The sequence below is a fragment of the Stutzerimonas sp. S1 genome (assembly GCF_025966695.1).
Classification (GTDB): domain Bacteria; phylum Pseudomonadota; class Gammaproteobacteria; order Pseudomonadales; family Pseudomonadaceae; genus Stutzerimonas.
In genome coordinates this window covers 401279-415201 of the sequence record NZ_JAOEIY010000004.1, presented here as the reverse complement: position 1 = coordinate 415201, position 13923 = coordinate 401279, and the positions used below count along the sequence as shown (strand labels likewise).

At 65.9% G+C, this 13923-nt stretch carries 12 protein-coding genes; 5 read left to right on the top strand and 7 right to left on the bottom strand.

The genetic code is table 11. From position 1 onward, the window contains the following. Positions 1-11: 11 nt before the first annotated feature. The 5 genes from N8H22_RS11195 to N8H22_RS11175 form a co-directional block, all read right to left on the bottom strand. A complete protein-coding gene (locus N8H22_RS11195; RefSeq protein ID WP_264590577.1) occupies positions 12-1796 on the bottom strand; it encodes a copper resistance system multicopper oxidase in 1785 nt (594 codons plus the stop codon). Between the two features lie 192 nt (positions 1797-1988). Beyond that, positions 1989-2435: a DUF411 domain-containing protein gene (locus N8H22_RS11190; protein ID WP_264590576.1), complete on the bottom strand. Its 447-nt coding sequence runs from the start codon at positions 2433-2435 to the stop codon at positions 1989-1991. Between the two features lie 21 nt (positions 2436-2456). Beyond that, positions 2457-2723, bottom strand: a complete 267-nt coding sequence (locus N8H22_RS11185; RefSeq protein WP_264590575.1) for a heavy-metal-associated domain-containing protein — start codon at positions 2721-2723, stop codon at positions 2457-2459. A 79-nt stretch (positions 2724-2802) separates the two neighbouring features. Then, positions 2803-4125 (bottom strand): sensor histidine kinase, encoded by a 1323-nt coding sequence (locus N8H22_RS11180; protein WP_264590574.1) that lies wholly within the window; start codon positions 4123-4125, stop codon positions 2803-2805. Beyond that, positions 4122-4799 carry a response regulator gene (locus N8H22_RS11175; protein WP_264590573.1) on the bottom strand — a complete coding sequence of 226 codons (678 nt, stop codon included), beginning with the start codon at positions 4797-4799 and terminating at the stop codon, positions 4122-4124. Before N8H22_RS11175 ends, N8H22_RS11180 begins: the two co-directional genes overlap by 4 nt. 139 nt (positions 4800-4938) lie before the next feature. Here N8H22_RS11175 and dsbD point away from each other — a divergent pair, with 139 nt between their 5' ends. The 3 genes from dsbD to dsbG are packed head-to-tail and all read left to right on the top strand — an operon-like array spanning position 4939 to position 8254. Next, positions 4939-6675 carry a protein-disulfide reductase DsbD gene (gene dsbD / locus N8H22_RS11170; RefSeq protein ID WP_264590572.1) on the top strand — a complete coding sequence of 579 codons (1737 nt, stop codon included), beginning with the start codon at positions 4939-4941 and terminating at the stop codon, positions 6673-6675. Further along, positions 6675-7490, top strand: a complete 816-nt coding sequence (locus N8H22_RS11165) for a TlpA disulfide reductase family protein (protein WP_264590571.1) — start codon at positions 6675-6677, stop codon at positions 7488-7490. Before dsbD ends, N8H22_RS11165 begins: the two co-directional genes overlap by 1 nt. Then, on the top strand, positions 7487-8254 hold the full coding sequence (gene dsbG / locus N8H22_RS11160) for a thiol:disulfide interchange protein DsbG (RefSeq protein WP_264590570.1): 768 nt from the start codon (positions 7487-7489) through the stop codon (positions 8252-8254). Before N8H22_RS11165 ends, dsbG begins: the two co-directional genes overlap by 4 nt. Positions 8255-8372: 118 nt before the next feature. On the opposite strand, the gene N8H22_RS11155 is transcribed toward dsbG, so the two are convergent. Together N8H22_RS11155 and plsB are read right to left on the bottom strand one after the other, a co-directional pair. Continuing rightward, positions 8373-9044, bottom strand: a complete 672-nt coding sequence (locus N8H22_RS11155; protein ID WP_264590569.1) for a DUF4197 domain-containing protein — start codon at positions 9042-9044, stop codon at positions 8373-8375. A 65-nt stretch (positions 9045-9109) separates the two neighbouring features. Then, entirely contained in the window at positions 9110-11620 is a 2511-nt protein-coding gene (plsB, locus tag N8H22_RS11150; protein ID WP_264590568.1) for a glycerol-3-phosphate 1-O-acyltransferase PlsB, read from the bottom strand. Between the two features lie 641 nt (positions 11621-12261). Between plsB and N8H22_RS11145 the strand changes: the two genes are divergently transcribed. Continuing rightward, positions 12262-13185: an ABC transporter ATP-binding protein gene (locus N8H22_RS11145; protein ID WP_264590567.1), complete on the top strand. Its 924-nt coding sequence runs from the start codon at positions 12262-12264 to the stop codon at positions 13183-13185. Beyond that, on the top strand, positions 13182-13913 hold the full coding sequence (locus N8H22_RS11140; RefSeq protein ID WP_264590566.1) for an ABC transporter permease: 732 nt from the start codon (positions 13182-13184) through the stop codon (positions 13911-13913). The genes N8H22_RS11145 and N8H22_RS11140 overlap by 4 nt, the downstream gene beginning before the upstream one ends. Positions 13914-13923 lie beyond the last annotated feature (10 nt).

The window sequence follows — 13923 nt, the reverse complement described above, 5'->3', positions numbered from 1 at the left end:
AGGTTTCTCCTTCACTCTTCTACGCGGACTTCGCGGAACATCCCGAGGTCCATGTGCATCAGCATATGGCAGTGGTAAGCCCAGCGCCCGAGGGCGTCGGCGGTGACACGGTAACTGCGTTTCGCGCCCGGCGGCATGTCGATGGTGTGCTTGCGCACCTGGAAATTGCCGTGCTCATCCTCCAGATCGCTCCACAGCCCATGCAGGTGAATGGGGTGGTGCATCATGGTGTCGTTGACCAGCACGAAGCGCACTCGCTCGCCGTACTTGAGGCGGATCGGTTCGGCATCGGCGAAGGGAATGCCGTCGAACGACCAGGCGAAGCGCTCCATATGGCCGGTCAGGTGCAGCTCGATGGTGCGCGTCGGCTCGCGGCCGTCCGGATCGGTGAAGCTGCTGCGCAGGTCGGCGTAGGTCAGCACGCGGCGGCCGTTGTCGCGCAGGCCGATGCCGGGGTCGTCCAGCTTGGCCACCGGCATCATGGTCTGCATGTCCACCAGCGGATTGTCGGTTTCGCTGGCCGGATGCGCCTGCATGGCGCCGGATGGGCCGTGGCCCATGGCGGCGTGGTCCCGCTGGTCCGAATTCATCGCGTCGTGATTCATGTCGCCATGCCCGGCGTGAGGATCGTCGCTTTGCGCAGGCGCAGCAGCCTGGCCATGGGCGGAATGATCGCCATGGCCCATGTCTTCCATGGTCAGCTCGGGGCGCGGATCGGGCGCGGGCACCGGCGCCTGCAAACCATCACGCACGGCCAAGGTGCCGCGGGCATAACCGCTGCGGTCCATGGACTGGGCGAACAGGGTGTAGGCGTCCTGGCTGCCGTCCGGCTCGACGATCACGTCGAGGGTTTCCGCCACGGCCAGGCGCACCTCGTCCGCCTGCACCGGTTCGACGTTCTGCCCGTCGGCGGCGACCACGGTGAGCTTGAGGCCGGGGATGCGGAAGTCGAAATAGCTCATCGCCGAGCCGTTGATCAGCCGCAGGCGGATGCGCTCACCTGGCTGGAACAGCCCGGTCCAGTTGCCGTCCGGCGCCTGGCCGTTGAGGAGATAGGTGTAGGTGGCACCGCTGATGTCGGCCAGATCGGTCGGCGACATGTTCATCTTCGCCCAGGCCCAGCGTTCGCTGACGGTCTCAGTCCAGCCGTTGTCGGCGACGTCGTCGATGAAATCGCCAAGCGTGCGCCGGCCCCGGTTGTAGTAGTCCGAGCGCTTCTTCAGCTTGGCCAGCACCCGTGCCGGGCTCTCGTCGGTCCAGTCGGAGAGGAACACCACGTAGTCGCGGTCGTAGGCGAATGACTCCGGCTCCTTGGGATCGATGATCAGCGCGCCGTAGACGCCGAGTTGTTCCTGAAACGCGGAATGGCTGTGGTACCAGTAGGTGCCGCTCTGCTTCACCTTGAAGCGGTACTCGTACATACCGTCCGGCGCGATGCCGGCGAAGCTGAAGCCGGGCACGCCGTCCATGTTGGCCGGCAGCAGGATGCCGTGCCAGTGGATCGAGGTGTCCTGCGGCAGGCGGTTGCGCACGCGCAGGGTCACGGTGTCGCCCTCGCGCCAGCGCAGCAGCGGGCCGGGGATGCTGCCGTTGATGGCCATGGCGGTGCGGCGGTTGCCGGTGAAATCCACCGTCATGGCGTCAATGGTCAGATTGAACTCGGTGCCGCTGAGCGCCGTCGGCTGACCCGGGCTGGTCAGCGCCCAGACCGGCTGCTGCCACAGCCCGAGGCCGGCGAACGCACCGCCGGCAGCCAGGCTTTTGACGAAGGTGCGCCGAGAACTGGTCAAGTTCATGCGAGTCCTGTTCGGTTGATCGGATTGCTGGGTCGCCGCCGCGCAGATACCGCTGCAACGCGATGGCAAGCACCCTGGCGCGGCGCATCGGTCAGTGGCCTGAAGCGAAAATTACGCGGTTGTTGGCCAGCCCCATCCGGGCTGGCCTGCCGGAGATGCCGGACGGCACCGGCGTGTCATGCGACGGCGTGGTCAGCGAACCGGCTGCTCGCCGAGATAGTCGCCCAGCACCTCTTCACGGCCTTCTGTGGTCAGCCCGATGACCTGATAACGCTGGTGTGGCTGGCCATAGTCCATCCCCGGAGAGCCCGCCGGCATGCCCGGTACGGCGACACCCGCCAGGTCGTCGCGCTTCTTCAGTTCGTGGATCGCGGCGACCGGCACGTGGCCTTCGACGAACTTGCCGTCGATCACGCCGGTGTGACACGAGCCCAGGCGCGGCACCACGCCCGCGCGCTGCTTGACCGCCGACATGTTGGCCTCGACGTGGTCGCGCACCTCGAAACCGTTGGCTTCCAGGTACTTGATCCAGTCCTTGCAGCAGCCGCAGTTGGCATCGCGGTGCACGTCGATTACATCGGCGGCGTTTGCCACACCGGAGATCAGCAGGGCGGCGAGAGCGGTGAGATAAGGCTTCATGTACGTCTCCAGATCAGGGTTTCAGCGACAGCCGCAGCCACCATTGCCGCCGCAGCCAGTCTGCGCGGCGGGGGTGGTTGCGGCGGTGTTGATGGCGGCAGGATAGCCGGCTTCGTCGAGTGCGGCGATCAGCGCCGGACTGTCGGCCTGGCCGGCGACACGGGCGAGCCCGGCGGCCAGGTCGACCTCGACGTCGGTGACGCCGGACACGGCCTGCAGCGCTTCGCTGACATGCTTGACGCAATGGCCGCAGGTCATGCCGGTCACTTTGAGTTCGATGCTGTTCATGTGCGTCTCCCAGGATGGTTGCGTGAACGTGGTTGGATGTTCATCCCTGACATCGTGGCAAGGTCAAGCCTCGCCTGGATCAGCGCTGCAACGGCACCGTCAGCGATACGCGCAGGCCGTCGGCCTGGCTGTCGAAGGCGAGGGTGCAGTCGCAGCGCTGGGCGATCGCCTGAACGATGGCCAGGCCCAGGCCGCTGCCACTGCTGGCGGCGAGGCGCCAGAAGCGGCGGGTCAGGTGCTCGCGATGTTCGGCGGCGATGCCCGGCCCCTGGTCGCGCACTTCGAAGCGCACGCGCCCGGTTTCAGCGTGCAGGGTCAGCGTGACGGCAGTGCCCGGCGCGGTGTGGCGCTGGGCGTTCTCCAGCAGATTGCGCAGCGCGGCGATGGCCAGCACCGGCGGCATCGCCAGCGGCGTGTCGGGCAGTTCGGCCGGAACCTGCAACAGGATTGGTGCGCGGTCACCGCCACTGGCGTCCTGAATCGCCAGCCGCGCGACCTCGGCAGCGGTGCATTGTAGGCCATCGTCGAAATCCAGACTGCCTTCCACCCGGGCCAGCAACAGCAGCTGTTCCAGCGTGCGTTGCAATCGGTCGGCGCCGGCCTCGGCGTTGGCCAGCGCCTGTTCGGCGGAGGCGCCTTCGGTCATGCGTGCTACCTGCAGGTGGGTCTTGATCGCCGTCAGCGGGCTGCGCAGTTCGTGGGCGGCGTCGCCGGTCAGTCGGCGTTCGCGCACGATGGCCTGGGCGATGCGCTGGAACAGCTGGTTCTGCGTCTGCACCAGTGGCAGCAGCTCCGGCGGCAGGCCTTCGACCGGCAAGGGTTCGAGGGAGTCGGCGCTGCGTCGGGTCAGCGCCTCGCGAATCCGCCGCACGGGCGCCAGCCCACGGCCGAGGCCAAGCCAGAGCAGACCCAGGCTGCCGAGCAGAGCGACCGCCACCGGCAGCGCCGCCGCCAGCAACACCGAACGTTTCAGCGCGGCACGCTCATCCAGGCGGTCGGCGGTGGTGATGCGCAGCTCGCCTTGCACCAGGGTGAAGCTGCGCCAGGGCACGCCGTCGATCAGCTGGTCGCGAAAGCCGTTCTGCTCGGCATCCAGCTGCTGGTCGGGCGCACTGTGGCTGCGCGCCAGCACCTCGCCACGCAACGAGCTGACCTGGCAGGCCAGCCCGTTGGGGATGCCCAGCTGCTCGGCGCTCAATCGTTGTGGCGGGCCGTCGCCGGGCACCGGCTGCGGCAGCTGCACCAGCAGACCGGCAACCATGCGCGCCGAGGCCGCCAGGCGCTGGTCGAGCGAGAGCATCATCTGGCTGCGCAGATCGACTAGCATCCAGGTCGCGGCCAGCGCCCAGAGCAGCACGAAGGCCGAGCCGAGCATCAGGGTCAGGCGCAGACGCAGGCTCATGGCGCGTCCTCCTCGCCTGCCGGGCCGAGGCGGTAGCCGAGGCCGCGCACGGTTTCGACGATGCCGCTGCCGAGCTTGCGGCGCAGGTGGTGGATATGCACGTTCAGCGCGTTGCTTTCGACATCATCGGCAAAACCGTAGACCGCGTCCTTGAGCTGCTCGCTGCTGAGCACGCGGCCCTGATTGTTGAGCAGCGCCTGCAGCAGTGCCTGTTCGCGGCGCGACAGGTCGACGAGGCGGCCGTCCAGGCGCGCTTCGCAGCGGCTCGGGTCGTAGCTCAACCGGCCATGTTCGATGAGGTTGACGCTGCGCCCGGACATGCGCCGCATCAGCGTGTGCAGGCGCGCGGCCAGTTCGCGCAAGTCGAAGGGCTTGAGCAGGTAATCGTCGGCACCCGCTTGCAGGCCGGTGACGCGGTCGCTGACCGCATCGCGCGCGGTGAGCACCAGCACCGGTAGCTCCAGGCCCTGCTGGCGCAGGCGTCGCAACAGGACGAGGCCGTCTTCGTCGGGCAGGCCGAGGTCGAGGATCAGCACGTCGAAGTGCGCCGCACGCAGCAGGGCTTCGGCATCTGCCGCAGTCGCGGCGTGGTCGACGATCAGGCCCTGGGCATTGAGCCCGGCGACGATGCCGCTGGCGATCAGCGCGTCGTCTTCGGCAAGCAGCACGTGCATGGGTAGGTTCCGGCGAAATAGCTCAAGGGTGGACCTTAGCGATTAAGGCAGCGTTATGCAGCCCCGTGCGGCGGCGTTAATGCCGCGTTAATCCCGCCTCGGCATGCTGCCCGGCAGTCATTTATTGGTCAGGACTCGCATGCGCATATTGGTTTTTCTGCTGTTTCTGTTGGCGCCCGGCCTGGCGCCGTCGGCCGGTGGCCTGTTCGGCGGTGGTTCGCAGGGTGATTTTCTGCCGGTGGACGAGGCCTTCGCGCTGACGGTCAGCTCGCAGGAGAACGGCGCGACGCTGCTGCACTGGCGGATCGCGCCGGGCTATTACCTCTATCAGCAGCGCTTGCGGTTCGACGGCCTGCCGCCGGAGCGCCAGCCGCCGCTGCCCGAGGGCGAGCCATACAGCGACGAGTTCTTTGGCGATTCGCAGATCTACCGCGACAGCCTCGAACTGCTGATCCCGCCGGGCGCGGAAAAGAGTGTGCGTCTCGGCTGGCAGGGCTGCGCCGATGCCGGGCTCTGCTATCCGCCGCAGACCCGCGAGGTTTCGCTGGGAGCCAACGGCACCGCCTCGGTAGCCTCCGCGCAGGCCGAAGATCAGGCGCTGGTCAGCGGCCTTGAAAACCAGACGCTGGTCTGGAGCCTGCTGGTGTTCTTCGGCCTCGGGCTGTTGCTGGCCTTCACCCCCTGTTCGCTGCCGATGCTGCCGATCCTGGCGGGCATCGTGGTGGGCAGCGGCGCTACTTCGCGTCGTGGTTTCGCCCTGGCGTCGACCTATGTGGTCAGCATGGCGCTGGTCTACGCCGGGCTCGGTGTGCTCGCGGCGCTGCTCGGCGCCAACCTGCAGGCGGCGCTGCAGCAGCCCTGGCTGCTGACCAGTTTCGCCGTGCTGTTCGTGTTGCTGGCGCTGCCGATGTTCGGTTTGTTCGAGCTGCAATTGCCGGTGGCGCTGCGTGATCGTCTGCAGCGTGTCGGTGATCGCCAGCGCGGGGGCAGCCTCGCCGGGGCTGGCGCGCTGGGCGTGCTCTCCGGCCTGCTGGTCGGCCCCTGCATGACCGCGCCGCTGGCCGCCGCGCTGCTGTTCATCGCACAGAGCGGCAGTGCGCTGCAGGGTGGCCTGGTGCTGTTCGCGCTGGGCCTGGGCATCGGCACGCCGTTGCTGCTGCTGGTGACGGTTGGCCAGCGCTTTGTGCCCAAGCCAGGCGCCTGGATGGATCGGGTCAAGGTGGTGTTCGGTTTCCTCTTCCTGGCAGCAGCGCTGTTCGTGGCGCGTCCGTTGCTGGCCGACTGGCTGTGGCTGGGCCTGTGGGGCGCACTGCTGGTGGTGCTCGCGACCGCCTTGCTGCATGTGGCGCAGGCGGTGCAACGCCAGCGCGTGCTCTGTCAGGCCAGCGGCGTTCTGCTGGGGCTATGGGGCGCGGCGATGCTGCTCGGTGCCGCTGGCGGCGCGGATGATCCGCGTCGGCCGCTGGCGATCTATGCCGGCGGCGTGGCGACGGCCGCGGCGGTGGAATCCCACGCGCTCGGTTTCAGCGATCCGGCCGTGCTGGATCGCGAGCTGGCGGCGGCCAAGGCGCAGGGCCAATGGGTGTTGATCGATTACTACGCCGACTGGTGCGTCTCCTGTAAGGTCATGGAGAAGGAGGTCTTCGGCAACGCCGAGGTGCAGGCGAGCCTGGACGGCGTGCGGGTGCTGCGCCCTGACGTGACCCGCAGCGACGCCGCCAGCCGCGAGCTGCTGGCGCGCTATCAGGTGCTCGGCCCGCCGACATTGCTGTGGATCGGCCCGGATGGCGAGGAGCGCCGTGAACGACGCATCACCGGCGAGGTCGGTGCCGAGGACTTCCTGCAGAACTGGAACCAGACCCGGGAGCGAGGTTGATGCTGACTGTGAATATCGGGCCGCTGGCCCTGGCGGTGCCCCATGTATTGCTGCTGGGCAGCCTGCTGCTGGCGACCCTGACCGGCTGGTGGGTCGGCCGCCGCAGCGAGCGTAACCCGGAGCGGCAGCTGTTTCGCCTGCTACTGGTGGCGCTGTTGGTGGCTCGCCTGGCATTCGTCGCGCTGTACTGGGCGTACTACAGGGATGACTGGCTGAGCGTCATCGATATCCGTGACGGTGGCTTCATTGCCTGGCCGGGGCTGTTCGCCGCGCTGGCGCTGGGCATCTGGTGGGGCTGGCGCGACCGCGAACTGCGCAAACCGCTAGGTATTGCGCTGACGGTGGGCGTCCTCAGCTGGGGCTTCAGTAATCTGGCCTGGCATTCCCTCGAGCAGGGCACGCGCTTGCCGGAAATGGCGCTGCGTGACAGCCAGGGCCGTTCGGTGGCGCTGGAGGATTACGCCGGGCAGCCGCTGGTGGTCAATCTCTGGGCGACCTGGTGCCCGCCGTGCCGACGCGAAATGCCGGTGCTCGCCGAGGCGCAGGCGCGCGAAAGCGACACGCTGTTCCTCTTCGTCAATCAGGGCGAAGGCGAGGGCGAGATCGGCCGCTTCCTGGAAACCGCAGGGCTGGCGCTGGACAACGTACTGCTCGACAGCGGCGGGCGTTTGGGTCAGCACGTCGGCTCCACGGCGCTGCCCACCACGCTGTTCTACAACGCCGATGGCCGCCAGATCGGCAGCCATCTCGGCGAACTCTCGCACGCCAGCCTGGCGCGCGCGCTGGAAAAACTGAAAGAGGATGCTGCGCAGTGATTCGATTCAAGCCGTTACCCTATCTGCTGGCGGGCGTCAGCCTGCTGGCGCTGTCCGTGGCTCAGGCCGAGGCACTGCCGGAGGCGATCAAGGCCGTCGAGGCGCGTGGTGCCGAGGTCGTCGGCAGTTTCGCGGCACCCGGCGGGCTCAAGGGCTATGCCGCGCGTTACAACGGGCAGGGCATGGCCCTGTATCTCACGCCAGATGGCGAGCACGTGCTGATCGGCAGCCTGCTCGATGCCAAGGGCGAGGACCTGACCCGCGCGCACCTGGAGAAGCTGGTTTACGAACCGCTCGCCAAGGAAATGTGGACGCGCATGGAGAACAGCACTTGGATCGCCGACGGCAAGGCCGATGCGCCGCGTATCGTCTACATGTTCAGCGATCCGAACTGCCCGTACTGCAACATGTTCTGGAAGCAGGCCCGGCCCTGGGTCGAATCCGGCAAGGTGCAGCTGCGGCACATCATGGTCGGCATGCTGCGCGCCGATAGCGCCGGCAAGTCCGCGGCCCTGCTTAGCGCCAAGGATCCGCAGGCAGCGCTCAACGAGCACGAGGCGGCCGGCAAGGCGAGCAAGCTGAAGCCGTTGGAGAAAATCCCGGCAGCGCTGGAAAAACAGCTCACCGACAACCTGATGCTGATGAGCGAACTGGGTGCCCAGGCGACTCCGGCGATCTTCTACCTCGACACCAACGGCCGGCTGCAACAGCACCAGGGCGCGCCGCAGCCGGATGTGCTGGAAACGATCATGGGGCCGCGCTGAGGCGGCGCTAGGGGATGCGTGGAAAAGCGCTGCGCGCGTTTTCCACCCTACGGCGGGGTGATGAAGGTAGCGTGGATGGCCGAAGCCATCCACGCGGTTGGCGACTCGGTAGGACGAATCAAAGAACGCCGAACACCTTCTTCGCCAGGCTGGTGGCCGCCGCCGCCGGATTCTTGCGGATGCTCGCTTCCTGCTCGGCGATCACCGTGAACAGGCCGTCCAGCGCCTGCTCGGTCACATAGCTTTCGATATTGGCGTAACCGCCGGACAGGCCGGTCGGCACCTTGGTCGCTACGGCGTTGTACTGCTGCGCGAGGCCGACCTGGTCGGTGGCCTGCTTGACGATGGGCAGGAACTTCGCACGAATCTGCTCGCGGCTGGACTTGTTCAGATACTGGGTGGCCGAGTCGTCACCGCCGGCGAGAATCGCCTTGGCATCCTGCACGGTCATCTTGCGTACGGCATCCAGCAGCAACTGCTGGGCTTCCGGTACGGCTTTCTCGGCGGCGAGGTTCATGCTGTTTTCCAGCTGTTCGACCTGCGCGCCCATGCCGAGCATCTTCAGCATGCGCGAGGCCTTGCCGATGTTGCCCGGCAGTTCGATGCGCACATCCGGGTCGCTGCTGAAGCCGCCCGGGCGGCCGAGCTGTTGCACCGCGACCTTGGCGCCCTGGCTGAGAGCATCCTTGAGGCCGGCGCTGGCGTCGCTCTGAGTCAGGTCGGAGAGCGACAGGGCGTGGACGCTGCTGGCCAGTAGCAGGCCGCCAAGCAGGGTGAGCATTTTGCGCATGATGATTTCCTTTTGGTGGAAGCGTGGCTGCAGGTCCGGCAAGCACGGACTTGAAGCAGTATGGCTCAAACGGGCTGGCCCGGCTCCTCGCCGGGCGAATCCTCGCTGGCGTCGTCGTGCCGCTCCAGCGCGACCTGACGGATCGACAGGCGCAGCTCTGCGGGCAGCACGCGCTTGGCCGCGCCTTCGGCCAATTCGGCGAGCTGGTCGTGGTAGCCGAGCTTGCCGCTGGCATCGCTGCTGAGCACGTTCTGGTCCAGCAGGCTCTGGATGAAGTGGCGGAACAGGCTCTTGTCGAAGAATTCCGGCGCGTTGAGGCCATGCAGGATCGACAGGCGCTGGGCCATCACCGTGCAGAGATTTTCCAGTTCTTCGGCGCTCAGGCTGTGCTGGCCGCTGTTGAGCAGCAGCGAGGTGGCCATGTAGAAGCGTTGCAGGGTCTGCACGATTACCCGCGATAGCAGTGTGAGCAGCACGAACTGTCGCGAACTGGGTGCCGGGCGCACGTAGCTGTCGCCGTCCTGCTTGAGCAGACCGTGCTCGACGAACGCCGCCAGCCACTGATCAATCACCGCCGCCAGTTCCTCGACCTCCCAGCGGATGAATAGCTCGGCGCGCAGATAGGGGTAGAGCGCCTCGGTGAAGCGCTGGATCTGCTCGCGGTTCATCCGTGAACTGCTCTGGAAGAAACTCGCCAGCAGTGCCGGCAGGGCAAAAATGTGCATCACGTTGTTGCGGTAGTAGGTCATCAGGACGGCATTCTGCTCGTCCAGATAGAGGATGTTGCCCAGCGCATCCTTCTGTTCGGCGATCAGCTCGAGGCTCTTCACGTAGGCGATCAGCGTCTCGCCATCACCTTCCGGCAGGGTGGTGTGCGGCGAGTAGGGCACCGCGCGCAGCAGTGCCTGATACAGATCGAGAATCCGCGCCAGCGAACGCTGGTCCAGCGCCTGGCGGCTGGTGGAGAGCATCGCCAGCGCCACCAGATTGACCGGGTTGACCGCAGCGGCCTCGTTCAGGCGCTGGGCGATGCGCTCGGCCAGGCGGTTGGTGGTGTCGTTGAGCCAGTCCGGGCGGTAGTCCGGGGCGTACGTCTGCTGACGCCAGCCAGGCTGTTCCTGTTCGAGGAATTCATTGAGCTTTAACGGCTCGCCGAAATTCACCCAGACCTGGCCGAAACGCTGCTTGAGCGCGCCGATCACCTTGAAGATGTCGAAGATCGACTCCTTCTTCTTCGTCGCGCCGCGCAGTTCGCCCAGGTAGGTCCGGCCCTCGAGCACGCGCTCGTAGCCGATGTACACCGGCACGAAGAGAATCGGCAGGCGCGAGGAACGCACATAGCTGCGCAGGGTCAGGGCCAGCATGCCGGTCTTCGGACGCAGCATGCGGCCGGTGCGCGAGCGGCCACCCTCGACGAAGTACTCCACGGGGAAACCGCGGCTGAACAGGGTGTGCAGATATTCGTTGAACACCGCCGTGTACAGCGGGTTGCCCTTGAACGAGCGGCGCATGAAGAAGGCGCCGCCACGGCGCAGCAGTCCGCCGACCACTGGCATGTTGAGGTTGATGCCGGCGGCGATGTGCGGTGGCGTCAGGCCGTTGCGGAACAGCAGGTAGGACAGCAGCAGGTAGTCGATATGGCTGCGGTGGCAGGGCACATAGATCACCTCGTGGCCCTGGACCTCATTCTGCAGCGGCTCCAGATGATTGATGCGGATGCCGTCGTAGATCTTGTTCCAGAACCAGGACAGCACCACCTCGAGAAAGCGCACCGCCGTGTAGGCGTAGTCCGAGGCGATCTCGTTGCCATAGCGCAGCGCCTTGGCTTCGGCCTTCTCGATGGAAATCTTCTCGCGTTCGGCATCCTCGCGGATCGCCTGGCGTACCTGCGGCGCGTGCACCAGGCCCTTGACCAGGTTGCGGCGGTGCGAGAGGTCAGGGCCGATCACTGCGGTCTTCTGGTTGCGGAAGTGCACCCGCAGCATGCGATGGACCATGCGCAGGGTGCGCTCGTGGCCTTTGTTCAATGCGATCAGCTCGTTGAGCTGGATCGGCGTGGAGAACTGCACCCGCGTCTTGCGCCCCAGCACCAGGATGCTGAGCAGCTTGCGCAGGCGTCCGGTGACCGCCCAGCTGTCGGCGAACAGCAGCTTCCACGCGCTGGTTTCACGGTTCGGTGATTGGCCCCAGAACACGCTGACCGGAATGATCTGCGCATTCTCCACGGCGTTGTGCTCCAGTGCGCCGACCAGCCGCACCAGGGCCGGTGGTGGCACCAGCCGATTGCGTCGACCGAACCAGCTCGAAGCCGGATTGAGGAAGAAAAACGCCGCCGGCTCGATGTGATCACCTACCGCTACCGACGCGACCGGCCGTGGTAGCCCCGCTTTGCTGCATTCCGTATCGAGCACGGCAAGGTCGCTCAGCGAAGACTGTTGCAGCACATAAAACACCGGCTTGCTGCGATCCAGCTTGAGGGTGAAGGCGGACTGGTTGATGGTCTCCGAACGCACCCAGGTGTACAGAAGGCGGCGCAGCACGGAAAAGATCAGACGGCGAATGGGGGAGCGGGTCATACGGAAGATTCGACTTTTGAAGGGGCGGCGCCCTCGAAGGCGGCAAGTGTGCCGCAAGCGGCGGTAGCGGGCAAAAATGTCTGTTTCACCTCGCAGCGGGAGGGAAACCGCACAGTGTTTTTCCTCCGGGCCGGGGTATTCGATTGTCTGGCAACGGGGTCGCGGTATCCCGCTGCGGGCGGCGAGCCAGTTGCTACCGGGCGGTTACTGCCGACTCGGTTGCCCGGAAAACGAATTGACCCATCGCATCGGAAACCTTCTACCTGCACCTGCAGGCCGGAGACGCTGCGCCTGCGTACCTCCTACCCGGGTGCTGCCGTGGATCGGTGTCATTGCCCAGGGCTATGTGATCGGCCCCTGGTTTCGCCGATCCTTCGCGGCCGAGCGGCGCGGCCAGTACCTGCTCGTCGCCGGGTTCTGCTTCGATTCTGTTCATCGGATCAGGTTTGCTTGGTCTGTTGCATGGCAGCGGCTTCTCTGATCGACGTGCGGGGATTCTCCCGACGTTTTCGGCAATCTTTTCCCGCGACCACGCTGTTGCGATCACCGGGGCCTCTTCTTATAGTTCCGCCGGCATTTTGCAGGTCTGGCTCGCGGTTTGAGTGGCGAGCCAGGTCGTGACCGAACGGGTGACAAGGCCAATGATCGAACTGAAAAGTCTGACGAAACGATTCGCCCAGCACACGGCAGTGGATGCCCTGTCCTTCAGCGTCCAGCCCGGCGAAGTGCTCGGGTTTCTCGGCCCGAACGGGGCCGGCAAGTCCACCACCATGAAGATGCTGACCGGCTTCCTCGCACCGACCTCCGGCAGCGCCAGCATCCTCGGCTTCGACATCCAGTCCCAGACGTTGCAGGCTCAGCGCCAGATCGGCTATCTGCCTGAGGGCGCGCCCTGCTATGGCGACATGACGGTACGCGGCTTCCTCGAGTTCATCGCCGAGGTGCGTGGTTTCCGTGGCGCTGACAAGCGCCAGCGGGTCGAAGCCGCGGTAGAGCAGGTGGAGTTGGAAAAGGTGCTTGGCCAGTCGATCGAGACGCTGTCCAAGGGCTTCAAGCGGCGGGTCGGTCTGGCGCAGGCGATCCTGCACGATCCGAAGGTGCTGATCCTCGATGAGCCTACCGACGGCCTCGATCCGAACCAGAAGCATCAGGTGCGTCAGCTGATCCAGGGGCTGGCCCACGACAAGATCGTGATCATCTCCACGCATATCCTCGAAGAGGTCAGCGCGGTGTGCACGCGGGCGGTGATCATCGCTGGCGGCAAGCTGGTGGCCGACGGCACGCCGCTGGAGCTGGAAGGCCGTTCGAAGTACCACCAGGCCGTCACTTTGGTCAGCGATGGCGCACTGGACGCCGATGCCCTGGCGGCGCTGCCGGGTGTCGCCGGGGTGGAAGTCAACGAATTGGAACGCAGCCTGACAGTGCTGGCTCAGCCGGGACAGGTGATCTTCCCGCAGGTCAATGCGCTGATCAGCCAGCGCGGCTGGGCGGTGAAGGAGCTGGACGTGGAACGCGGCCGGCTGGATGAAGTGTTTCGTAGTCTGACCCGCGGGGAGGTGCAATGAGCCAGTTGCCGGTTATCTTCAAGCGCGAGCTGGCCAGCTATTTCGCCACGCCACTCGCTTACGTGTTCATTCTGATTTTCCTGGTGCTGTCCGGGGTGTTCACGTTCTATCTGGGCGGTTTCTACGAGCGCGGTCAGGCCGATCTCACGCCGTTCTTCAGCTTTCATACGTGGCTCTATCTGTTCCTGGTTCCGGCGCTGGCAATGCGCCTGTGGGCCGAAGAGCGCAAGTCCGGCTCCATCGAGCTGTTGATGACCTTGCCGATCACGCGTTTCGAGGCGGTGACCGGCAAGTTCCTCGCCGCCTGGGTATTCGCCGGGATCGCGCTGTTGCTGACCTTCCCGATGGTCATCACCGTCAACTACCTGGGCGAGCCGGACAATGGCGTGATCGTCGCCGGCTATCTGGGCAGCTGGCTGCTGGCCGGGGCCTTCCTGGCGATCGGCTCGTGCATGTCGGCACTGGCGAAGAATCAGGTGATCGCCTTCATTCTGTCGGTCAGCATGTGCTTCCTGTTCATCGTCAGCGGCTTGCCGATGGTGCTCGATGCCTTCGCCTGGGCGCCGCAGTGGCTGGTCGATGCGATTGCCTCGCTGAGCTTCCTGGTGCGCTTCGACTCCATCAGCAAGGGCGTGATCGACCTGCGTGACCTGTTGTATTTCGTCACGCTGATCGTTACCTGGCTGGCGGCTACCGCCGTGGTCGTCGATCTGAAGAAAGCCGCCTGAGGGAACAGAC

Coding starts and splice junctions, on each gene's coding strand:
- N8H22_RS11195 (WP_264590577.1), bottom strand. CDS start 1,796: ATGAACTTGACCAGTTCTCGGCGCACCTTCGTCAAAAGCCTGGCTGCC.
- N8H22_RS11190 (WP_264590576.1), bottom strand. CDS start 2,435: ATGAAGCCTTATCTCACCGCTCTCGCCGCCCTGCTGATCTCCGGTGTG.
- N8H22_RS11185 (WP_264590575.1), bottom strand. CDS start 2,723: ATGAACAGCATCGAACTCAAAGTGACCGGCATGACCTGCGGCCATTGC.
- N8H22_RS11180 (WP_264590574.1), bottom strand. CDS start 4,125: ATGAGCCTGCGTCTGCGCCTGACCCTGATGCTCGGCTCGGCCTTCGTG.
- N8H22_RS11175 (WP_264590573.1), bottom strand. CDS start 4,799: ATGCACGTGCTGCTTGCCGAAGACGACGCGCTGATCGCCAGCGGCATC.
- dsbD (WP_264590572.1), top strand. CDS start 4,939: ATGCGCATATTGGTTTTTCTGCTGTTTCTGTTGGCGCCCGGCCTGGCG.
- N8H22_RS11165 (WP_264590571.1), top strand. CDS start 6,675: ATGCTGACTGTGAATATCGGGCCGCTGGCCCTGGCGGTGCCCCATGTA.
- N8H22_RS11155 (WP_264590569.1), bottom strand. CDS start 9,044: ATGCGCAAAATGCTCACCCTGCTTGGCGGCCTGCTACTGGCCAGCAGC.
- plsB (WP_264590568.1), bottom strand. CDS start 11,620: ATGACCCGCTCCCCCATTCGCCGTCTGATCTTTTCCGTGCTGCGCCGC.
- N8H22_RS11145 (WP_264590567.1), top strand. CDS start 12,262: ATGATCGAACTGAAAAGTCTGACGAAACGATTCGCCCAGCACACGGCA.
- N8H22_RS11140 (WP_264590566.1), top strand. CDS start 13,182: ATGAGCCAGTTGCCGGTTATCTTCAAGCGCGAGCTGGCCAGCTATTTC.